Annotated in this window: 18 protein-coding genes and 4 pseudogenes; 11 read left to right on the top strand and 11 right to left on the bottom strand. The window is 70.9% G+C overall.

What is annotated here, in order from left to right; genetic code table 11:
* Position 1 precedes the first annotated feature (1 nt).
* Both MU852_RS08370 and MU852_RS08365 read left to right on the top strand, forming a co-directional pair.
* Positions 2 to 547: a TadE/TadG family type IV pilus assembly protein gene (locus MU852_RS08370; protein ID WP_249751795.1), complete on the top strand. Its 546-nt coding sequence runs from the start codon at positions 2 to 4 to the stop codon at positions 545 to 547.
* 5 nt (positions 548 to 552) lie between these two features.
* Entirely contained in the window at positions 553 to 1,092 is a 540-nt protein-coding gene (locus tag MU852_RS08365) for a TadE/TadG family type IV pilus assembly protein (protein ID WP_249751794.1), read from the top strand.
* 70 nt (positions 1,093 to 1,162) lie between these two features.
* Here the strand turns inward: MU852_RS08365 and MU852_RS08360 are convergent, their stop codons facing one another.
* The 4 genes from MU852_RS08360 to MU852_RS08345 are packed head-to-tail and all read right to left on the bottom strand — an operon-like array spanning position 1,163 to position 4,179.
* Positions 1,163 to 2,233: an anthranilate synthase component I family protein gene (locus MU852_RS08360; protein WP_430641218.1), complete on the bottom strand. Its 1,071-nt coding sequence runs from the start codon at positions 2,231 to 2,233 to the stop codon at positions 1,163 to 1,165.
* Positions 2,220 to 3,245, bottom strand: coding sequence for a tyrosine-protein phosphatase (locus MU852_RS08355; protein ID WP_347342363.1), 1,026 nt, complete (start codon positions 3,243 to 3,245; stop codon positions 2,220 to 2,222). The genes MU852_RS08360 and MU852_RS08355 overlap by 14 nt, the downstream gene beginning before the upstream one ends.
* A gap of 8 nt (positions 3,246 to 3,253) precedes the next feature.
* Complete coding sequence (locus MU852_RS08350; protein ID WP_249751793.1) at positions 3,254 to 3,556, bottom strand: winged helix-turn-helix domain-containing protein; 303 nt, start codon at positions 3,554 to 3,556, stop codon at positions 3,254 to 3,256.
* Complete coding sequence (locus MU852_RS08345; RefSeq protein WP_249751792.1) at positions 3,556 to 4,179, bottom strand: hypothetical protein; 624 nt, start codon at positions 4,177 to 4,179, stop codon at positions 3,556 to 3,558. The genes MU852_RS08350 and MU852_RS08345 overlap by 1 nt, the downstream gene beginning before the upstream one ends.
* A 143-nt stretch (positions 4,180 to 4,322) precedes the next feature.
* Here MU852_RS08345 and MU852_RS08340 point away from each other — a divergent pair, with 143 nt between their 5' ends.
* Positions 4,323 to 5,075, top strand: a complete 753-nt coding sequence (locus tag MU852_RS08340; RefSeq protein ID WP_249751791.1) for an SAM-dependent methyltransferase — start codon at positions 4,323 to 4,325, stop codon at positions 5,073 to 5,075.
* Between the two features lie 64 nt (positions 5,076 to 5,139).
* On the opposite strand, the pseudogene MU852_RS08335 reads toward MU852_RS08340, so the two are convergent.
* Positions 5,140 to 6,582 (bottom strand): annotated as a pseudogene (locus tag MU852_RS08335) (AMP nucleosidase).
* A 128-nt stretch (positions 6,583 to 6,710) separates the two neighbouring features.
* On the opposite strand from MU852_RS08335, the gene MU852_RS08330 reads away from it, so the two are divergent.
* The 3 genes and pseudogenes from MU852_RS08330 (at position 6,711) to MU852_RS18215 (ending at position 9,978) form a co-directional block, all read left to right on the top strand.
* Entirely contained in the window at positions 6,711 to 7,850 is a 1,140-nt protein-coding gene (locus MU852_RS08330; protein ID WP_347342362.1) for a multidrug effflux MFS transporter, read from the top strand.
* A complete protein-coding gene (locus tag MU852_RS17840; protein ID WP_347342361.1) occupies positions 7,841 to 7,966 on the top strand; it encodes a hypothetical protein in 126 nt (41 codons plus the stop codon). The genes MU852_RS08330 and MU852_RS17840 overlap by 10 nt, the downstream gene beginning before the upstream one ends.
* Before the next feature lie 61 nt (positions 7,967 to 8,027).
* Positions 8,028 to 9,978, top strand: a pseudogene (locus MU852_RS18215) (M1 family metallopeptidase).
* Positions 9,979 to 10,295: 317 nt separating this feature from the next.
* Here MU852_RS18215 and MU852_RS08320 read toward each other — a convergent pair.
* Complete coding sequence (locus MU852_RS08320) at positions 10,296 to 10,727, bottom strand: DUF488 domain-containing protein (protein ID WP_249751790.1); 432 nt, start codon at positions 10,725 to 10,727, stop codon at positions 10,296 to 10,298.
* A 115-nt stretch (positions 10,728 to 10,842) separates the two neighbouring features.
* On the opposite strand from MU852_RS08320, the gene MU852_RS08315 reads away from it, so the two are divergent.
* Positions 10,843 to 11,826, top strand: a complete 984-nt coding sequence (locus MU852_RS08315) for a complex I NDUFA9 subunit family protein (RefSeq protein ID WP_249751789.1) — start codon at positions 10,843 to 10,845, stop codon at positions 11,824 to 11,826.
* A gap of 71 nt (positions 11,827 to 11,897) precedes the next feature.
* Positions 11,898 to 13,778: a DNA helicase RecQ gene (gene recQ / locus MU852_RS08310; RefSeq protein WP_249751788.1), complete on the top strand. Its 1,881-nt coding sequence runs from the start codon at positions 11,898 to 11,900 to the stop codon at positions 13,776 to 13,778.
* 102 nt (positions 13,779 to 13,880) lie between these two features.
* Here recQ and MU852_RS08305 read toward each other — a convergent pair.
* The 3 genes and pseudogenes from MU852_RS08305 to mutM form a co-directional block, all read right to left on the bottom strand.
* Positions 13,881 to 14,669, bottom strand: a pseudogene (locus MU852_RS08305) (alpha/beta fold hydrolase); the annotation flags it as partial.
* A 44-nt stretch (positions 14,670 to 14,713) separates the two neighbouring features.
* Positions 14,714 to 15,196 carry a hypothetical protein gene (locus MU852_RS08300; RefSeq protein WP_249751787.1) on the bottom strand — a complete coding sequence of 161 codons (483 nt, stop codon included), beginning with the start codon at positions 15,194 to 15,196 and terminating at the stop codon, positions 14,714 to 14,716.
* A gap of 4 nt (positions 15,197 to 15,200) precedes the next feature.
* Positions 15,201 to 16,061, bottom strand: coding sequence for a bifunctional DNA-formamidopyrimidine glycosylase/DNA-(apurinic or apyrimidinic site) lyase (gene mutM / locus MU852_RS08295; protein ID WP_249751786.1), 861 nt, complete (start codon positions 16,059 to 16,061; stop codon positions 15,201 to 15,203).
* Positions 16,062 to 16,206: 145 nt separating this feature from the next.
* Here mutM and MU852_RS08290 point away from each other — a divergent pair.
* The 3 genes and pseudogenes from MU852_RS08290 to MU852_RS08275 all read left to right on the top strand — a co-directional run bounded on the left by MU852_RS08290 (position 16,207) and on the right by MU852_RS08275 (position 19,106).
* Positions 16,207 to 18,271: pseudogene (locus MU852_RS08290) on the top strand (OPT family oligopeptide transporter).
* A 102-nt stretch (positions 18,272 to 18,373) separates the two neighbouring features.
* Complete coding sequence (locus tag MU852_RS08280; RefSeq protein ID WP_249751784.1) at positions 18,374 to 18,793, top strand: Hsp20 family protein; 420 nt, start codon at positions 18,374 to 18,376, stop codon at positions 18,791 to 18,793.
* 61 nt (positions 18,794 to 18,854) lie between these two features.
* Entirely contained in the window at positions 18,855 to 19,106 is a 252-nt protein-coding gene (locus MU852_RS08275; RefSeq protein WP_249751783.1) for a DUF1150 family protein, read from the top strand.
* A gap of 21 nt (positions 19,107 to 19,127) precedes the next feature.
* Here the strand turns inward: MU852_RS08275 and ptsN are convergent, their stop codons facing one another.
* On the bottom strand, positions 19,128 to 19,595 hold the full coding sequence (ptsN, locus tag MU852_RS08270) for a PTS IIA-like nitrogen regulatory protein PtsN (protein WP_249751782.1): 468 nt from the start codon (positions 19,593 to 19,595) through the stop codon (positions 19,128 to 19,130).
* 73 nt (positions 19,596 to 19,668) lie between these two features.
* The gene (gene hpf / locus MU852_RS08265) at positions 19,669 to 20,319 is read right to left on the bottom strand and encodes a ribosome hibernation-promoting factor, HPF/YfiA family (protein WP_249751781.1); all 651 of its coding nucleotides are present in this window, start codon (positions 20,317 to 20,319) and stop codon (positions 19,669 to 19,671) included.
* Between the last annotated feature and the right edge of the window lie 6 nt (positions 20,320 to 20,325).

Here is a 20,325-nt window from a genome sequence, read left to right as displayed (position 1 = left end):
GATGCGCCTGTCCGTCGCCAATCTGCGCCGTCTCCAGCGCCGCCGCCGGTCGCGCGACGGCTCGGCGGCGGTCGAATTCGCGATGATCGCCCTGCCGTTCTTCATGATGCTGTTCGCCATCTTCGAGCTGGCGACGGTCATCACCCTGGATTCGGTGCTGGAGAACGCCACCATCCAGACGGGCCGCCTGGTCCGCACCGGCCAGGCCGAATCCCAGGGCTTCGACGGGGTGAAGTTCAAACAGGCCCTGTGCCAGCGGATGAACGTCTTCCGCCCCGACTGCCTCAATCGCGCGCGCGTCGACGTGCGGGTGGTCGACAACTTCGCCAATCCGATCCCGCCGGTCGAGCAGCCGACCGGACCGGACGACCCCTATAACGGCGGCGAACCGGGCGAACTGATGCTGGTCACCGTCTGGTACCGCCAGCCGGTCCTGACGCCCTTCCTCTCCAAGGGCACCTCGGGCTCGGGCCGCGAGACGGTGCTGACCGCCACCACCGCCTTCCGCAACGAACCCTGGGGCACGCCGGCCCCGCTGGCGGGATGAGGCCGATGATCCGGACCTTCCTTCGCCGGCTGCGGCACGACACCCGCGGCGTCTCGGCCGTGGAGTTCGCCATCCTGGCCCCGACCATCATCATGATCTATTTCGGCCTCGTGGAGTTCGCCCAGGGCTACATGGCCCAGAAGCGCACCACCCACGTCGCCTCCATGGTGGCCGATCTGACGGCCCAGAACGCGACCCTGAACACCAGCCAGATCACCAACATCTTCGGCATCGGCGACAAGATCATGCGTCCCTTCTCGGACGCCGACCTCAGCCAGCGCGTCACCAGCCTGAGCCGCACCGGCAATACGGTGAAGGTCGTCTGGAGCCGCGCCACCGGCGACCTGACGCCCCTGGCCAAGAACAGCGTCTATGAGGTGCCGTCGCTCGATCTGATCCCGAACGGGGAGGGGCTGGTCGTCGCGGAATCGGCGTTCGAATACACCTCGCCGGTCGATTTCGTCCTGCCCCAGCCGGTGACGTTCAAGCACGTCTCGTACCTGCGCCCGCGCAACACCGACCAGGTCGAGTGCAGCAACTGCTAGAGCCTGATCCGTTGAGAGGGAATCGGTTCGCGATCCCTCAATGCGGTGGATCAGGCTCCAAGCATGAGCTCTAGCCGGCTAGCGCCTGCCGGATCGCGGCGATCTTGGCGTCGGTCTCGGCCAGTTCGGCGGCGGGATCGCTGTCGGCCACGATCCCGGCGCCGGCCAGGGTGCGGAAGCGCCAGCCGCCGTCCCCGTCCATCTCGAACGCGGCCGTGCGGATCAGGACCGAGGCCGTCAGACCGCCGTCCTCCTCGATCAGGAACAGCGATCCGCACCAGGGTCCGCGCGGCGGCTCGTGGGCGGCGATCACCTTCATCGCCTGGTGTTTGGGCGCGCCCGTGATCGAGCCGGGCGGAAAGGTCGCCTCCAGCAGATCCGCCGGTCCGACCCCCGCCGCCGCCCGCGCCGTGACCGTCGACACCAGGTGATGCACGGTCGGATGGCGCTCGATCGCGAACAGGGCCTCGACCCGGACCGAACCGGGTTGCGAGACGCGCGCCAGGTCATTCCTCATCAGGTCGACGATCATCAGGTTCTCGGCCCGGTCCTTGGCGCTGGCCAGAAGGTCGGCGGCGCGGGCGGCGTCCTCGGCCGGGTCGGCGGCGCGGGGGCGGGTGCCCTTGATCGGCCGGGCCTCGATCCGGCCCGTCGCGGCCTGAAAGGCCAGGAACAGTTCGGGCGAGTTGGACACCAGCGCCCGCGCGCCGATCCGCCAATAGGCGCCGAACGGCGAGGCCCGGCCCTGCTGCAGGCGCAGGAAGGCGTCGAACGGATCGGCGCCCGGCCTCAGCCGCCCGCCCCAGGCGCGCGCCACATTGGCCTGGAACAGTTCGCCCGCCGCGATGCGCGCCACCACGTCCGCGACGGCGGCGCGATAGGCGTCGTCGCCGGCCTCGGCCGCGAAGGTCTCGGCCGGGGCGGCGGGGGCGGCGGGCGTCGCCGCGCGCGCCAGCCAGCCGGCGGCCCGGCGCGCGGCGGCCTCGGCCTGGGCGGTCGTGCGCCCGCGCCCGATGGCGCGGACCGTCCGCGTCTGGTGGTCGAAGCTCAGCATCGCCGGATAGCGGGCCAGCATCAGGTCGGGCCAGATCGGCGCCCGGGGTCCCGTCGCCGGCCGCGCCCCGGCGTCATAGGCGGCCAGCCCGACCGTGCCGGGTCCGAACGCCGGATCGCGCAGGGCGGCGAAGGCGGCGGTCGCCTCGACGGCCCCCGCATGAACCCGGTCCGGCCCGGTCGCCACGTGCGACCAGCGCCCGCCCGGCCCGCCGTCCGACAGCAGGACCAGGGCGCCGTCGCCCCCGCCCAGGCCCGCGGCGACCCGCACAGGATCCGTCCACGGACGATCCAGGACGACGACCGTCTCGCCCGTCGCGCTCACGCCGACAGCCGCGCCTCGATCCGCGCGCGTAGGGGGCGTCCACGCCCACGGCCTGTTCCAGATAGGCGTCGACCGTGCCGTGCCGCGCCTCGATCTCGGCGAAGGCGGCTTCCAGATAGGCCGCCTCCACCCCCAGGAAGGCGACCACCGCCGCGTCGGAGGCGACCCGCCCGGTCATCCTTTCCAACTGCCGCGCGATAGCCGGCGCCCGGCCCGCCAGGTCCACCGCCGTATTGGTCAGCAGATAGTCCTCCACCATGTCGTCGCGGCCGACGCCCAGCAGCCGATGAGTCAGGGCGGCCAGGAAGCCGGTGCGGTCCTTGCCCGCCGCGCAGTGGATCAGCACCGCCCCGTCCGTCTCGGCCAGGGCGCGGAAATAGCGGGCGAAGACGTCCAGATAGGCCGGGTCGAACGGCAGGCGGCGATAGGTCTGGTCCATGAACCGTCGCCCGCTGTCGGCGGTCAGGTCCGCGCTCTTCAGGAAGGCGATGTGCGGGGCCTCGGCCCCGTCGTCCAGGCCCCCCTCGATCACCGCGGCGGCGAACCCCGCGTGCCGGCGCGAGGGTTGGTCGCGGCGTTCGCCGGGCCGGCGCAGGTCGACCACCGCCCCGATCCCCAGCGCCTTCAGCCGCTCCAGGTCCGCCTCGCTGGCCCGCCCGTGATGGGCCGAACGCAACAGGCGGCCGGGACGAAGGCGTCGCCCGGCCGCCGTGGCGTAGTCGCCGAAGTCGCGGAAGTTGTCGATGGCGTCGAAACGCAGGATGCGCGGGCTCATGCCCCCTTCTAGCGCGCGGGCAGCAGCCCCGCCATCGCGTCCAGATAGGCCACGAAGGCGGTGCGGCCGTCGTCGGTCAGCCGCGCCGTGGTCAGGGGCTTGCGGCCGCTGAAGGTCTTTTCGACGGCGACGAACCCCGCCTCTTCCAGCTTGCGCAGATGGACCGACAGATTGCCGTCGGTGGTCTGAAGCCGCGCCTTTAGGGTGGCGAAATCCGCCGCCTCGGCGCCCGACAGATAGGCCATGATCCCCAGGCGGATGCGGCCGTGGATCACCTCGTCGATGCGGCCGATGTCGAAATCGTCCGCCATCAGACGACCTCCGACGGTTCCTGCCGCATCAGGATCAGCCCGGGGATCAGGGCGACGGCCGCCAGCACGACGGTGAAGGCCAGATAGATCGCCGGCGTATCCGCGAACCAGGCCACGGCCACCGCTCCGGCGTAGGACAGCAGGGCCGTCATCGTCATCCAGCGGGTCCGCGTCATGGCCGCGCCGACCATCCAGGCCGAGCCGTAGGCGACCAGAACGATCGTCGGCATCGCCATCATCCACCGCCAGTCGCCCGATTTCACCGCCAGGGCGACCAGGCCCAGCCAGGTGACGAAGATGCCATAGCCGACCCCGCTCCAGGCCGCGCCGACCGCAGTGTTGCCCGAGGAGTTGTAGCCCGGCCTGCCCTTCATCCGTCCGATCAGAACCGTCAACACGCCTGCGAAGACGACGCCCGCGCCGATCCACAGCCACAACTGCGCCCAGGGACTGACGCTCACGACGCCAGACTGAAGGGCCCATTGGCCCAGATTGGCGGCGCCGAAGATCACGGCGGCGGCGACCAGCACCGGCCCGGCCAGCAGGGGCGCGTGCCGCCCCTCGTGGGCCAGGGCCCGCATATAGGCGATGTCGTCTTGAATGGTCTGCGTGTCGCGCGTCATGGCGTCCTCCCGTTGAAAGTCGGGATACCATGCATCAAGAACTTTATGTTGTAAAGTGCTCTGTTGCCCTTTGAACCAAACGGGATCGACAAGCCTGCCGCGACCGTATTGTCTCGCGTCGTCCACACAGCGCCCGGTGTCCCATGTCCGTGAATTTCCAGCGTGTCGCCTATGCGACGCTTCCGGTCTGCAACGCCCTGGGGATGGCGGATGTGGAGGCGGCCGTGTCGCGCACGGGCCTGGCGCCTGGCGCCCGCGCGCTGGACCTCGGCTGCGCCCACGCCGGCGTGGCCATCCAGCTGGCTCGGCGCTTCGCCCTCGACTTCGACGCAGTGGACGCCGACGGCGCCATGATCGAATTGGCGCGCGAGCGGATTGACCAGGCTGGGGTCGGCGATCACGTGACGCTCCACCACGCCTGGTCCGGCGCCTTTCTGGCGGACCAGTCGCCCTATCAGCTGATCGTCGCCATAGGCGTGATCGAGCCGGTCGGAGCGGGTGTGCGCGAACCCGCCGCGATGATGGCGGGCCTGAGTCGTCGTCTGACGCCTGGCGGCTGGCTGCTGTGGGGCGACCTGGTGTGGAAGGGCGAGCCGCCGGCGCCCTTGCGCCAGGTGATCGAGGCCAACAATCTCTACGCCGACCATACGGGCTGGCAGGCGGCCGCGCGCGACGCCGGGCTGGAGGTCGTTTCGGCCGGCCTGTCCGATGACGCGACCTGGGCGCGTTATCTGGCGGCGATGGACGCGGCCGTGCGCGACTGGACCGCCGCCAACCCCGACCGGCCCGAGACGCCCGCCATCGCCGCACGCGGCGACCAGGTCAGGAGCCTGTTCGCCTTCGGCCGCGATTATCTCGACTTCGGTCTCTACCTGCTGCGCCGCCCCGAAAGCTGAAGACGCCCCTGAACAGGCGGGCATCGCCGAAATCCCTCGCTCAAGCAGCAACCGTCAGCGGCCTTCACCGGAACGGCGGCTCGTCGAAGGCGCGCAGCTTGCGCGAATGCAGGCGCGGGCCTTCGCGCCGCATCAGGTCCACCGCCTGGATGCCGATCTGCAGGTGTTCGGAGATCGAGCCCTCGTAGAAGCGGTTGGCCTGGCCCGGCAGCTTGATCTCGCCGTGCAGCGGCTTGTCCGACGCACAGCAGCGTCCCGTAGGGCACCCGGAACCGATACCCCTGGGCGGCGATGGTGGCGCTTTCCATGTCGATGGCGACGGCCCGGCTCTGGTTGAAGCGCAGCGCCGACTTGGAATAGCGCAGCTCCCAGTTCCGGTCGTCGGTGGTGACGACCGTGCCGGTGCGCAGGCGCAGCTTGACCTCGTCGCCGGGCATGCCGCTGACCGACTTGGTGGCGTCGTACAGGGCGCGCTGCACCTCGGCGATCGACGGGATCGGGATGTCGGGCGGCAGCACCGCGTCCAGCACATGGTCGTCGCGCAGATAGGCGTGGGCCAGCACGTAGTCGCCGATGGTCTGGCTGGCGCGCAGGCCCCCGCAGTGGCCGATCATCAGCCAGACGTGCGGGCGGGTGACCGCCAGGTGGTCGGTGATGGTCTTGGCGTTCGACGGCCCGACCCCGATGTTGACCAGGGTGACGCCCTTATGCCCCGGCGCGGTCAGGTGGTAGGCCGGCATCTGGTGCTTCTTCCAGGCCGTGTCGCTGATCGCCTCTTCCGGGTTGGGCGTGTCCTTGGTGATGACCACGCCGCCGGCGCACGACAGGGTTTCGTACGGGCTGTCGGGCCGCTTCAGCTGCTCGATGGCCCAGCGCACGAACTCGTCGACATAGCGGTTGTAGTTGGTGAACAGCACATAGGACTGGACGTCGTCCACCGGCGTGCCGGTGTAGTGGCGCAGCCGGGCCAGCGAGAAGTCGGTGCGCAGGCCGTCGAAGTGCGACAGGGGGAAGTCGCCGGCCATGTCGAACAGGCCGTCGGCGATCTCGTCGCCGATATGGGCCAGGTCCGTGGTCGGGAACCAGCGCGCCAGGGCCGCGGTCATCGACCGGTCCAGCGCCACGTCCAGACCGTCGGTCACATAGGGGAAGGGGATTTCCTGGTTCGACACCCCGACCTCGAACGTCGCGCCGTATTCCTGCTCCAGCAGGCCCAGCTGTTCGGTCAGATAGGGGCGGAACAGTCCGGCCGGGTGACGGTGGTGGAATAGCGGCCCTGTTTCGACAGCCGGGCGTAGGCGCGCGGCTCCAGGTCCTGGGGCCGGTCGCCGTCCCAGCGGATGCGAAGTTCGGGATAGGCGAACACCCCTTCGGCGCGCCGGACCGGATCGGGCCGGGCGCCGGTCTCGACGAAGTCCCGCACGGCGTCGCGCAGGTTGGTCACGGATCGGGTGTAGAGGGTTTCGAGGCGGTCCAGCGCCGCCTGGGCTGTCATCTTGTCTGTCATGACTTCCTCTAGCCGAGCTTGGCGTCCTTGGCGAGGCGATCCCCGTTCAAGCTCGATTTCGCTGCATTGCAGCAATTTATGACACGCGCATGGTTGCGGCCGGGGCGGTCATGGCGCATCTGGCCCGGATGACCACTTCCGCCGCGTCAACGCCCGCCCAGAAGCCCGGCTTCGTCGAATTCGTCTGCCTGGTCGCGGCCCTGATGGCGATGAACGCCCTGGCCATCGATTCCATGCTGCCGGCCCTGCCGCACATCGGCCAGGACCTGGCCGTCCAGTCGGCCAACGGCGTGCAATGGGTCGTCACCGCCTATCTGCTGGGCTTCGGCGCCGCCCAGCTGATCTACGGCCCCCTGGCCGACCGGTTCGGCCGCAAGCCGATCCTGATGGCGGGCGTGGGCGTCTATGTGCTGTTCAGCCTGCTGGCGACCCTGGCGCCGACCTTCGACGCCCTGATCGCGGCCCGCATCGGCCAGGGCCTGGGCAGCGCGGCGACGCGGGTGCTGGTCGTCTCCATCGTGCGCGACCGCTACAGCGGCCGCGACATGGCGCGGGTCATGTCGCTCAGCTTCCTGGTCTTCCTGGGCGTGCCCATCCTGGCCCCGTCCGTCGGCGCCCTGATCATGCAGTTCGGCCCGTGGCGCTGGATCTTCGGCGTGCTGATGGTCTTCGGCCTGTCGGTCATGCTGTGGGCCCTGCTGCGCCTGCCCGAAACCCTGCACCCCGAATATCGCCAGCCCATCCGCCTGCCGCGCATCGTCGCCGGCTTCCGCGAGGCCCTGACCAACCGCGTGTCCCTGGGCTACACCCTGGCCATGGGCGCCCTGATGGGCGGGCTGTTCGGCTTCATCAACTCGGCCGAGCAGATCTTCTCCCAGGTCTTCCACGCCCCGTCCGTTTTTCCCCTGGTGTTCGCCGCCATCGCCGGCGGCATCGCCGTGGCCTCGCTGCTGAACGCCCGGCTGGTCGGGCGGCTGGGCTCGCGGCTGATCTCGCACACGGCGCTGATCGCCTTCATCGTCATCGCGGCCATCCACGCGGGCGTGGCGCTGGCGGGCGTGGAGTCGATCTGGACCTTCGGCGTGCTGCAGGCCCTGACCATGTTCTGCTTCGGCCTGATGGCGGGCAATTTCGGTTCGATGGCGATGGAGCCGATGGGCCATATCGCCGGCACCGCCTCGTCCGCGCAGGGGTTCCTGTCGACCATCCTGGGCTCCCTGGCGGGCTTCGCGGTGGCCAGCAGTTCAACGGGACCACCGTGCCGATGATGGTCGGCCTGACGGTCTATGGCCTTCTGGCGCTGGCCATGGTGCTGTTCGCCGAGAAGGGCCGCCTGTTCCGCGCCCACCACCTGCCGTCGGCCAAGGTCGCCGCCGAGGCTTGATCTTTTCGCCGTTTCCGCGCGTTCTCCGGGCCGTCGTCATGGTCAGCCCCGGAAAGCCTCGATGAAGCGCAAAGCCTTCGGTCTCGTCTCCGCCCTCGCCCTCGCCGCCGCCCTGGGGGTCAGCGCCTGTTCCACCCCGACCGGAGGCGCCGCCATGACGCCGCCCGCCATCGCCCCCGCGCCCGGCCCGGAGGCCGTGGACAGCCACACCTACGCCCGGCCCGAGATCGCCCGCGTCGTCGACGTGGCGCTGGACCTGACCGCCGACTTCAACGCCAAGACGCTGTCGGGCACGGCCACCCTGGACATCCTGGCCGTCCCCGGCGCCAACGAGGTGATTCTGGACATCCGCAACCTGGACATCCAGGACGTGCGCGACGCGGCCGGCCAGCCGCTGCGCTTCGTCGTCGGCGACGACGACGCCATCAAGGGCCAGCCCCTGACGGTCTATTTCCCGGCCTTCGCCGCCGACGAGCGTCGCAAGATCACCATCCGCTATTCCACCCGGCCGGACGCGGCGGCGCTGCAGTGGCTCACCCCCGCCCAGACCGCCGGCGGCGACAAGCCCTATCTGTTCAGCCAGGGCCAGGCGATCCTGACCCGCACCTGGGTGCCGACCCAGGACAGCCCCGGCATCCGCCAGACCTATTCGGCCCGCATCGTCGCGCCCGAGGACCTGACCGTGGTCATGAGCGCCGACCACCTGACGCCGCAGGGCGAGCCGGCCGGAAACGGCATGAAGGCGTGGCGCTTCCGCATGGACAATCCGATCCCGCCCTATCTGATCGCCATCGGCGTGGGCGACCTGGCCTTCGCCCCGTTCGACGCGCGCACCGGCGTCTGGACCGAGCCAGCCGCCTGCGCGCCGCGGCCTGGGAGCTGGAGCCCACCGCCCAGATGGTGGACGCCGCCGAGAAGCTCTACGGCCCCTATCGCTGGGGCCGCTACGACCTTTGGTCCTACCGCCCAGCTTCCCGTTCGGCGGCATGGAGAACCCCAAGCTGACCTTCGCCACCCCGACCATCATCGCCGGCGACCGCTCGCTGGTGTCGCTGGTGGCGCACGAACTGGCGCACTCCTGGTCGGGCAACCTGGTCACCAACGCCACCTGGAACGACTTCTGGCTGAACGAGGGCTTCACCACCTATTTCGAGAACCGCATCATGGAGTCGCTCTACGGCCATGACCGCGCGGTCCAGGAACAGGTGCTCAGCTGGGACGGGCTGCAGGACGAGCTGAAGACCCTGCCCGCCGCCGACACCCGGCTGCACCTGGACCTGAAGGGCCGCGATCCCGACGACGGCATGAACACCATCGCCTACGACAAGGGCTCGGCCTTCCTGCGCACCATCGAGCGCATCGCGGGCCGCGAGCGGTTCGACGCCTGGCTGCGCGGCTATTTCGACCGCAACGCCTATCGGCCGATGACCACGGCCATGTTCCTGGACGACATCCGCGCCAATCTGGTCAAGGGCGACGCCGCGCTGGAGGCCGAACTTCAGCTGGACGCCTGGGTCTATCAGCCCGGCCTGCCCTCCAACGCCGTCGCCCCGGTCTCGCACGCCTTCGAACCGGTGGACGCCGCCGCCCTGGCCTTCTTCCGCGACAAGGGTCCGGCTTCGGCCATCCCCTGGGCGGACTGGAACACCCAGCAGCGCCAGCGCTTCCTGGGCTGGCGGCCCGAGGGTCTGCGCGCAAACGCCGACTGGCTGACGCCGGCCCAGCTGGCCGACCTGGAATCGACCCTGAACCTGGCGAACGAGGGCAACAGCGAACTGACCTTCGCCTGGCTGCAGATCGCCCTGGCCCACCGCTATCAGCCCGCGGTCGCCACGGCCGAGAAGTTCCTGACCAGCCAGGGCCGGCGCAAGTTCGTCTATCCGCTGTTCCAGACCCTGTGGGCCGAGGGCGACTGGGGCCGCCCCATCGCGCGCCGCATCTACGCCGAGGCGCGGCCGCTGTACCACCCGGTCACCTCGGGCTCGGTCGACGACCTGGTCGGCCGGCCCTGACGCCCGACGAGGAGGGGTGAGGCGCGGCCCTCATCCCTTCCTTCCGTCAGTCCGGGCGAAACGGCCCTCCGCCCGGAACGGCGAAAGGGGGCGTCGCCATCCTATTTCCGAGCCTGAAGGGCTGGAACATCAGCGCTCTAGGCGGCCCGCGGGGCCTTCGGCCTAACACGCCCCAAAACCGTGCGATCCTTCCCGACCACGCCCGCGCCTGATCATCCGATCGAGCCCCAGGGTGACGAAAGGGGAGGAGCCGACCGACGCCGATTTCACACGATTCACACTATTCAGACGGTCTTTTTCCGCCCAGGGGTCCGAAATCACAGATTGACGATCCGCGCCCCGTCCTCGTGCGCCAGCCGCTCGGCCAGGACCGCGCGGTGGCATCCGGCGGGGTCGGCCTCGAAGCACAGCAGGGCGACGCGCCTCTCGGCCGCCAGGGCCTTCAGCCGGGCGTAGTCCATCTGGGCCTGCGGCTCGGCCATGTGGTCGGCGAAGATGGCGCGCATCTCCGCCACATGGCCCTTGCGCGCCGCGTCGCGCCCGGCCTTGGGCGTGCCCAGGCCGCGCAGATGGACATAGTCGACGCCCTGGGCCTTCAGGCTCTCGCCCAGCAGGGTCTTGGAAAAGCCGGCCCGGCGAGAGGCGGCGATGGCCCGCACGTCGACCAGGACCTCGACCCCGGCCGCCTTCAGACGGTCGATGACCTGGGCCTGGGTCGCGCCTTCGTAACCGATGGTGAACAGTTGCATCGGCCACAGATGGGCGTCAGCGCCCCGATCGCCAGCTTGGCCGCCAACGCCCGCGTTGCGGCGCGGCGCCCTATCGTCTATCCCGCCGACACTGATTTCGACTGGAGCTTTTCCCATGGCTGACCTGGCGCCTGGCGTGGTGACCCTTTTCGGAGGATCGGGCTTCATCGGGTCGCAGGCCGTGCGCGCCCTGGCCCGTCGCGGCTGGCGCATCCGCGTGGCCGTGCGCAACCCGGTCCTGGCCATCGAGGTCCAGCCGTTGGGCGACCCCGGCCAGATCCAGTTCATGCGCTGCGACGTGACCAACCCCGACGACGTGGCCCGCGCGCTGCGGGGGTCGGACGCCCTGGTCAACCTGGTCGGCGTCCTTCACGACGGCGGCAAGCGCCGCGGCTTCCAGGCCGTCCACGTCGAGGCGGCCCGCACCATCGCCCAGGCGGCCCGCGCCGCCGGCGTGCGCCGCGTGGTCCAGATCTCGGCCATCGGCGCCGACCTGGACAGCCCCTCGGCCTACGCCCGGTCCAAGGCCCAGGCGGAACAGGAAATCCGCGCCGTCCATCCGGACGCGGTGATCCTGCGCCCGTCGCTGGTCTTCGGCGCCGGCGACGGCTTCCTCAACCGCTTCGCTTCGATGGCGACCTTCAGCCCCGTCCTGCCGCTGATCGGCGGGGGCGAGACGAAGTTCCAGCCCGTCTATGTCGGCGACGTGGCCGAGGCGATCGCCCGCGCGGTTGTCCAGGGCGCGGCTGCGGGCCAGACCTACGAACTGGGCGGACCCTCGGTCTGGACCTTCCGCGAGGTGCTGGAGCTGGTGAAGCGCGAGACCGGGCGCGACCGCCTGCTGGCCCCCGTGCCCTTCGTCGTCGCCCGCCCGCTGGGCGCCGCGCTGGAGATGGTCGGCCTGTTCGGCCTGACCCCGCCCTTGACCCGCGACCAGGTGCTGATGCTGGAAGTCGACAACGTCGTCGCGCCGGGCGCCGCGACCCTGGCCGACCTGGGCGTGGTCCATCCGACGGGGATGGAGGCCATCGCCCCCTCCTATCTGTGGCGCTACCGCACCGGCGGCCAGTTCGCCCAGCTTCCCGCGCTCGACGCCTGAGCGCTTGCCCGGGCTGACGATCGGGTCGGCCGATCGCTTGCCTGCCGGAACAAATCGTGCACAACTCAAGGATGCTCGCCGCGCAGTCCCGACCTGCCCTGACAGAGACGCCCGGCCTCGACCAGGCCCGCGCCCTGCTGTCCCGCGTCTGGGGCCACGGCGACTTCCGCGGCCTGCAGGGCCAGGTGGTCGGCCAGATCCTGTCCGGCGGCGACGTGCTGGCCGTCCTGCCCACCGGCGGCGGCAAGAGCGTCTGCTACCAGATCCCCGCCATCCTGCGTCCCGGCCTGGGCCTGGTCGTCTCGCCGCTGATCGCCCTGATGACCGACCAGGTCGAGGCGCTGAAGCAGCAGGGCGTGGCCGCCGCGCGGCTCGATTCCGGCGTCTCTCTGGATGACCGCTCGGCCATCTGGCGCGCCGCCCGGGCCGGGGAGCTGGACCTGCTCTACGTCTCGCCGGAAGGGCTGGCGGCCGGCGCCATGCTGGACCGGCTGGCCGAGCTGCCGCTCAGCCTGATCGCCATCGACGAGGCCCACTGCGTCAGCCAGTGGGGCCACGACTTCCGCCCCGACTATCGCAATCTGGGCCTTCTGGCCGAGCGCTTCCCCGGCGTGCCCCGGATCGCCGTCACCGCCACCGCCGACGCCCGCACCCGCGACGACATCCTGCGCTCGCTGCGGCTGGAGGGCGCCCAGGTCTTCGTCGACAGCTTCGCCCGCCCGAACCTGCAGCTGTCGGCCGAGCGCAAGGAGAATGCGTCCCGCGCCAAGACCGACGCCCGCGTCATCGAGATGGTGCGCGAGCGGCGCGGCAAGTCCGGCGTGGTCTATTGCGGCAGCCGCGACGGCTGCGACCGCGTGGCCCAGGCCCTGCGCGACGCCGGGACCAACGCCATCGCCTATCACGCGGGCATGGACACCCGGGAGCGCGACCGCCGGCTGGAGCGCTTCCTGGCCGAGGACGGGGCGGTCATGGTCGCCACCATCGCCTTCGGCATGGGGGTCGACAAGGCCGACGTCCGCTTCGTCATCCACGCCGATCCGCCGGGCAGCCTTGAGGCCTATTGGCAGGAGATCGGCCGCGCCGGGCGCGACGGCGAACCGGCCGAGGGGATCACCCTGTACGGCCCGTCCGACATCGCCTGGTCGCTGCGCCGCCTCGACGGCCGCCCGATGGCCGAGGAGGTCAAGCAGGTGCAGGTGCGCAAGGTGCGCCAGCTGTTCGCCATGCTGGACGGGGCGGTCTGCCGGCCCCAGGCGGTGCGCCGCTACTTCGGCGAACAGGACGCGGCGCCCTGCGGCGTCTGCGACGTCTGTTCCGATCCGCCCCAGCTCTATGACGCGACCGTGCCCGCCCAGAAGGCCCTGGCGGCGGTCCAGCGGCTGGGCGGACGCTTCGGCCGGGGGCGGGTTATCGACCATCTGACCGGCCGCACCAAGGACGTCCAGCCGTGGGAGCAGCAGCTGTCCACCTGGGGCGTCGGCCGGGAGATCTCGCTGAACTCGTGGCGCGAGATCGTCGACCACCTGCTGTTCGAGGGCCTGCTGGTCGAGGATCCCAACGACGGCAAGCCGCTGGTCGGCCTGGGCGATCCCGACGCCGTCCGCGCGGTCTACAAGGCCGAACGCCAGGTCGAGGTTCGCCGCGCGCCGCTCCGCGCCGACGCGGCGCCGCGCCGACGCGACCGCTCCGGCGAAGGCCGCAACGCCGCCCTGGAGACGATGGACGCCGACGTCCGCGCCCGCTTCGAGGCCCTGCGCGCCTGGCGCCGCGACCGCGCGTCCGAACAGCACGTGCCGCCCTATGTCATCTTCCAGGACAAGACCCTGCTGGAGATCGCCCACGCCGAACCCGGCGACCTGTCGGCGCTGGCCGCCGTCTCGGGCGTCGGCCAATCCAAGCTGGACCGCTACGGCAAGGGCGTGCTGGAGGCGCTGAGAGGTCTGGCCTAGCCCAGGAACCGGCGCACCGCGGCCAGGAAGCGGTCCGGCTCGATCGATCATCACCTGGTGCTCGGCCCCCTCGATCCGCTCGAACCGGGCGGGCTGGCGCAGGGTGGCGAAGCCGTGGCGATATAGCCCCTCCAGCCGGTTGCGGGGGTTGCGGCTGTCGGCGCTCCAGCCATAGGCGACCGTGACCGGGGCGGTGATGTCGCGCAGGCGCAGGCGCAGGTCCACCGTCAGCGCCTCGTAAAGGCCCTGGGCCAGCACCCGCCGGTCGCCGCCCTGCAGGCCCAGACCGTTGAACACCATGTCGCCCGCCAGCCCCAGGTCGCCGCCCAGGGCCGACACCTGGCCCGCCAGCGCCTTGTCCCCGAACAGCATCAGGGCCTGGTAGCCCAGGCGCGCCAGCGGCTCGACCTGGCCCGGCGTGGCGCGGGAATCCACCAGGGCCGGAAAGAAGGGCGAGGAATCCACCACCATCACCCGCCCCACGCCCTCGACCATGTCGGCGGCGACCCTCAGGGCGATCTGCCCGCCCAGCGAGTGGCCGATCAGGGCGGGCCGGCGCAGGCCCTGCGTCTGGATATAGCGGCGGATCTCGTTGGCGGCCGGTCCGGACAGGCCGCCGCCCGCATTGGCGCAGATGTCGGTCTGGCCGAAGCCGCGCAGCGTCACCAGGTGCACGCGATAGCGGTCGTCGAGCCGGTCCGCCGTCGACCGCCACGCCGCCCCGGTCGAGCCGAGGCCGGGAATGAAGATCACGTCCGGCCCGCGTCCGCGCGTCTCGACGATGATCCGATCCGAATGGAACGGCGGGGTGCGGCTCGGGGCCTGGGCGTCGGCGCCGTCGGGGGCGACGATGGCGATGAACAGGCACAGGGCGGCGAGAAGGCGAAGCATGGCGGCGACCTAACGTCGGATCGGGGCCATTGGTTGACCCCGGTTCACCGTCGCGTCCGCAGATAGGCCAGCGTCAGGCCGAAGCGCGCCAGTTCCGACAGGACCAGACAGGCCAGCAGGGCGTTGGCGATCAGAACCAGCAGGTTGGCCGGCGTGGTCCAGCGCAGCAGGGGCCGCAGGACGGGATCTCCGATCAGGCCCAGGACGAACAGGGTCGCCGCCACCGCCGACAGAAGCCCGATCAGCGCCATCAGCGAGACGTGGCTGGCGGTCAGGGCCGCCCGGCGCTCGGCCGCGCCCTCGCGCTCGCGTCCGCAGGGCGCCAGGCGCGCGACCAGGGTCAGGACGCCTTCCCCGACCGCGATGAGCGCCAGCCCCAGCACGAACAGCCCGCCCATGTCGGCGGCGAAGCCCTGGCCCTTCAGGTCGCCCGCCGCGACGTGCGAGACCAGCCGCCAGCCATAGAGGCCCCACACGCCCACGGTGACGATGATGGCGATCCACAGGTGACGTTCGCGCAGGCTCATGGCCTCACCGTCTCTGGCAACTGGGGCAGTAGAAGGTCGAGCGCCCGCCCTGGACGATGCGGCGCACGACGCCGGTGCAGCCCTCGCCCCGGCACGGCTGGCCCTCGCGGCCGTACACGTCGAAGCGGTGCTGGAAATAGCCCTGTCCGCCCTCGGCGTTGGCGAAGTCGCGCAGGGTCGAGCCGCCGGCCGCGATGGCGTCGTCCAGCACCGCGCGGACCTGCGTCGCCAGCCGCTCCAGCCGGGGCCGCGACACGGCGCCGGCGGCGACCAGCGGCGAGATGCGCGCCCGAAACAGAGCCTCGCAGACATAGATGTTGCCCAGCCCGGCGACGATGCGCTGATCCAGCAGCGAGACCTTGATGGTCTGCTTCTTGCCGGCGAAGGCCTCGGCCAGATGGGCGCCGGAGAAGCCGTCGCCCAGCGGCTCCGGCCCCAGGCCCGCGAACCACGGATGGGTCTCGACCTCGGCCGTGGGGATCAGGCCCATGAAGCCGAAGCGGCGCGCGTCGGCGAAGCCGATGCGGGTGCGGCCGTCGCGTTCGGCGCAGGCGCTGAAATGCTCGTGCTTGCCGGCGATGGGGGCGGGTTCCTCGAACTCGCCCAACTGGCGGCCATCCAGGGTGAAGCGGCCGGTCATGCCCAGGTGGGTGATCCACGTCTCCCCGGTCGACAGGGGCGCCAGCAGATATTTGGCGCGGCGGTCGATCCGCTCGACCCGGGCGCCCTCCAGCCGTTCCACGAAGCGCTCGGGGAAGGGGAACCGAAGATCGGGGCGGTTGATCCGCACATGCGTCAACCGCGCGCCCTCCAGCACCGGCGTCAGGCCGCGTCTGACGGTTTCGACCTCGGGAAGTTCGGGCATGGCCCGTCCTAGCCCGCCCGACGGGTCCGATCCAGCGGCGCGGCGGGCCGGCTGGCCTCGCGCGCCGACGGGCCTGGGCCGATCAGCCTCTAGGCGCCTGCGACATTATGCGCTTACGGTCGCTGCGAACCGTGGGGACTTTCCGATGACTGATGCAAACGCCGCGGCCGCGAAAGGCGGCAAGCGGCTCGAACTCACCCTCCGCGCCGTGGTGCTGGGGTGCCTGCTGGCGGTGATCTTCACCGCCGCCAACACCTATCTGGGCCTGCTGGTGGGCCTGACCTTCGCCTCGGCCATTCCGGCGGCGGTGATCTCGATGGCAATCCTGCGGGCGTTCCGCACCTCGACCATCTGGGAGAACATGACCGTCCAGACCGTCGCCTCGGTCGGCGGGGCCATGAGCTCCATCATCTTCGTCCTGCCGGGCCTGGTGATGATCGGCTGGTGGCTGTCCTTCCCCTTCTGGCAGTCGGTGCTGATCTGCATCTTGGGCGGGGTTCTGGGCGTGACCTTCTCCATCCCGCTGCGCCGGGCCCTGGTGGTCAACGGCGGCCTGCCCTATCCAGAGGGCGTCGCCGCCGCCGAGGTGCTGAAGGTCGGCTCGCGCGGCGCCGAACAGAGCGAAAGCGCGGTGCGCGAGAACAAGTCGGGCCTGTGGGTCGTGGTGGCCGGGGCCGTCGCCTCGGCCGGCTATGCGCTGCTGGTGGGAGGCCGCGTCTTCGCCGGCGAGGCCGCGCGCTTCTTCAAGCTGCCTGCGGCCCTGGGCGGCGGGGCCACGGGCATGGGCTTCGGCATGCAGTTCGCCCTGCTGGGCGCCGGCCACCTGATCGGCCTGACCGTCGGACTGGCGCAGCTGTTCGGCCTGGTGCTGGCCTGGGCGATCGCCGTGCCGATCCTGACCAGCCCGGACACGGTCGCCTGGCTGACGGCGCACGGCGTCCCGTCGATCGCCTCGACCCTGCCGGCGGGCGTGTCCGCCGAGGAGCTGGCCGGGACGGTGTGGAGCCGCGAGGTGCGCTTCATGGGGGCCGGCGTGATCGGCGTCGCCGCCATCTGGACCCTGCTGAAGCTGGCCGGGCCGCTGGTCGGGGGCCTGACCTCGGCCCTGGCCGCCAACGCCCGCCGCTCGCACGGCGAGACGCTGGAGCGGACCGAGATGGACCTGCCGATCAAGCTGGTGGGCGGACTTTCCCTGGTCTGCCTGATCGGCATCGCCGGCCTGCTGGCCTGGTTCGCCCAGAGCGCGCCGGCCCTGGCCGGATCGACCGTCCTGCTGGTCGGCGGCGGCTTGGTCTATGTGGTGCTGATCGGTTTCGCCGTGGCGGCCATCTGCGGCTACATGGCCGGCCTGATCGGTTCGTCCAACAGCCCCGTCTCGGGCGTCGGCATCCTGGCCATCGTCATCGCCTCGGTGCTGATGCTGGGGGTGATGGCCGTCGCGGGGGTGCCGGCCGATCCGTCGATCATCGCCTTCGCCCTGATCGTGACCGCCGTGGTCTTCGCCGTGGCCGTCATCGCCAACGACAACCTGCAGGACCTGAAGACCGGCCAGCTGGTCGAGGCCACGCCGTGGCGTCAGCAGGTCGCGCTGATCGTCGGCGTCGGCGCGGGGGCGCTGGTCATCCCCTTCATCCTGAACCTGCTGAACCAGGCCTTCGGTTTCGAGGGCGGCCCGCCCGCCATCGTCGAGGGGGCCCAGACCCTGGCGGCGCCCCAGGCGACGCTGATCTCGGCCCTGGCGCGCGGCGTCATCGGCGGCGATGCGACCTGCGCTGGGACCTGATCGGCCTGGGCGCGGTGATCGGCGTGGTCATCATCGTGCTGGACGCGGTGCTGGAACGGGCCACCAAGGGACGGGTCAAGCTGCCGCCTCTGGCCGTCGGCATCGGCTTCTATCTGCCGGCCGCCGTGACCACCATGCTGGTGATCGGCGCCGTGTGCGGCTGGCTGTACGAGCGGGCCACGGCCTCCACCACCTACGCCCCGTCGCGCGGCGCATGGGGGTGCTGCTGGCGTCCGGCCTGATCGTGGGCGAGAGCCTGTTCGGCGTCCTGACCGCGGGCGTCATCGTCGCCACGCGCGACGACGCGCCCTTCGCCATGATCCCCGCGGGAACCGCATGGCCGGCTATGGCGGCGGGCATCGTCGGCTTCGCGGCGCTCACCTTCGGCCTGTACCGCTGGACCCAGGGGCGGGCCGCAAAGGTCTGACGACGGTTGATCGGGGGCTGCGGCCCCCATCTTCCCTTCGCCGGACGTCTCGCCGATCGCGGGGGACGAGGACCGGCGCCGGTCGCTTTGACGAGGACCAGAATGACGACGCGCACCATCCTGTTCGACAGCCCCTTCCTGCTGGGCTTCGACCATACCCGGACCCTGATCGACCGGGCGGCCAAGGCGGCGGCCGAGAGCTATCCGCCCTACAACGTCGAACAGATCGGCGACGCCGGGGTGCGCATCACCCTGGCGGTGGCCGGCTTCTCTCCCGAGGATCTGAACGTGACGCTGGAAGGCCGCCAGCTGACGGTCGCCGGCAAGCGCGACGACGCCGCCAAGGGCGAACAGGCCTTTCTGCACCGGGGCATCGCGGCGCGCGGCTTCGTGCGCAGCTTCGTCCTGGCCGACGGGCTGGAGGTGGCCGGCGCGCGTCTGGAGCACGGTCTGCTGCACGTCGACCTGACCCGTCCGGAGGCCGAGCGCGTGGCCCGGCGCATTCCCATCACCGCCGGCTGACAGGGCGACGGATGAACCGCTCGGCTCGCCGGGCATTGGTATCGAGTAAGGAGGCGGTCCTATGACGCCGATGAAGTTGAGCAAGGAAGATTTCGCCGATCTGGGCGCGCCGGATCTGGTCTATGTGCGCCAGGTCAAGGCGGCCGACCTGTTGGCCGATGCGGCCGACGCGCGGGATCTGGATCTGGACAGCGACCAGACGCTTTACGCCGTGCACAGCGCGGACGGGGAACGTCTGGCGGTCATGCTGGATCGCGACACCGCCTTCGCCGCCGCCGTGGCGCACGAGCTGGCGCCGGTGTCCGTTCACTGAACCGAGAGGCCGCCGCGCAGCTCAGGCGGCCGTGGCGGGAATGTCGTCGCGCACGAACAGGGCGCGCACCGCATCGGGCGTGCGGGCCTGGCGCAGCTGCTCGCGCAGCTCGGCCGACCGCAGGGCCCGCGACACCGCCGCCAGGGCGCGCAGATGCTCGGCGCCGTCCTTGGGCGGGGCGAACAGGGCGAACATCAGGTCCACGGGCCGATCGTCGACCGCCTCGAACGCCACGGGCGCGTCCAGACGCACGAACACGCCCGTGACCCGCTCCAGGCCCTGAAGCCGCGCGTGGGGCACGGCCACGCCGGCGCCCAGGCCGGTCGAACCCAGGGCCTCGCGCTCCAGCAGGGCGTCGAACACCCGGCCTTCCTGCATGCCCAGAACCTGGGCCGCCGCCTCGGCGACGGCGTGCAGCGCCTGGCGCTTGGACGAGGTTCCGCCACGCAGCACCACGCCCTCGGGCGCGAGCAAATCACCGATGTCCATGGACTTCCGACTCTAAAGGCGACAGGCGGGGCGTCGCGGGCGCCCGTTTAGAGAAACCCGCGACGAAGTCAAACTAGGCCGTTCCGGCCTGGCCGTTGGACTTGGCGGTCCGTTCCGGGTCGATCCAGCCCACATTGCCGTCCGGGCGACGATAGACGACGGACAGGCCGCCGTGCGCGGCGTTGCGGAACAGCACGACCGGATAGCCGGTCATGTCCAGCTCCAGCACCGCGCGGCCCACCGTGATGGTGCGGATCTCTGACTGGGTCTCGGCGATGACCATGCCCACCGGCGGCGGGCCGTCGTCCTCGCCCGCCGAGCCGAAGGCGTCGTCGTCGACGCTGTCGGGATCGCGCAGCACGATGCTGCGGGCCACCTCGCGGGCGGCGTCCTCGGTCTTTTCGGGCGACAGGCCCTTGGGGCCGATGTGATGGTCCTTGAGCCGACGCTTGTAGCGCCGCACGCGGGTCTCCAGCCGCTCCAGCGCCTCGGTGAAGGCCGAATGGGCGTCGCCGCCGAAGCCGGTCGTCACCAGGGTCTGGCCCGAGGCCAGCCGCACCCAACAGTCCACTTTGAAGTTGTGGCCGTCCTTGGAGACCACGACTTCGGCGTCATCGCCGCCGCGGGCGAAGTACTTGCCGACTCCGTCTTCGAGTTCCTGGGAGATGCGCGAGCCTAACGCTTCGCCGACATCCACTTGCTTGCCGCTGACTTGGACTTGCATGGCGAT

The organism is Brevundimonas albigilva, assembly GCF_023503965.1.
GTDB lineage: Bacteria > Pseudomonadota > Alphaproteobacteria > Caulobacterales > Caulobacteraceae > Brevundimonas > Brevundimonas albigilva.
This window is presented reverse-complemented; position numbering and strand designations above follow the sequence as displayed.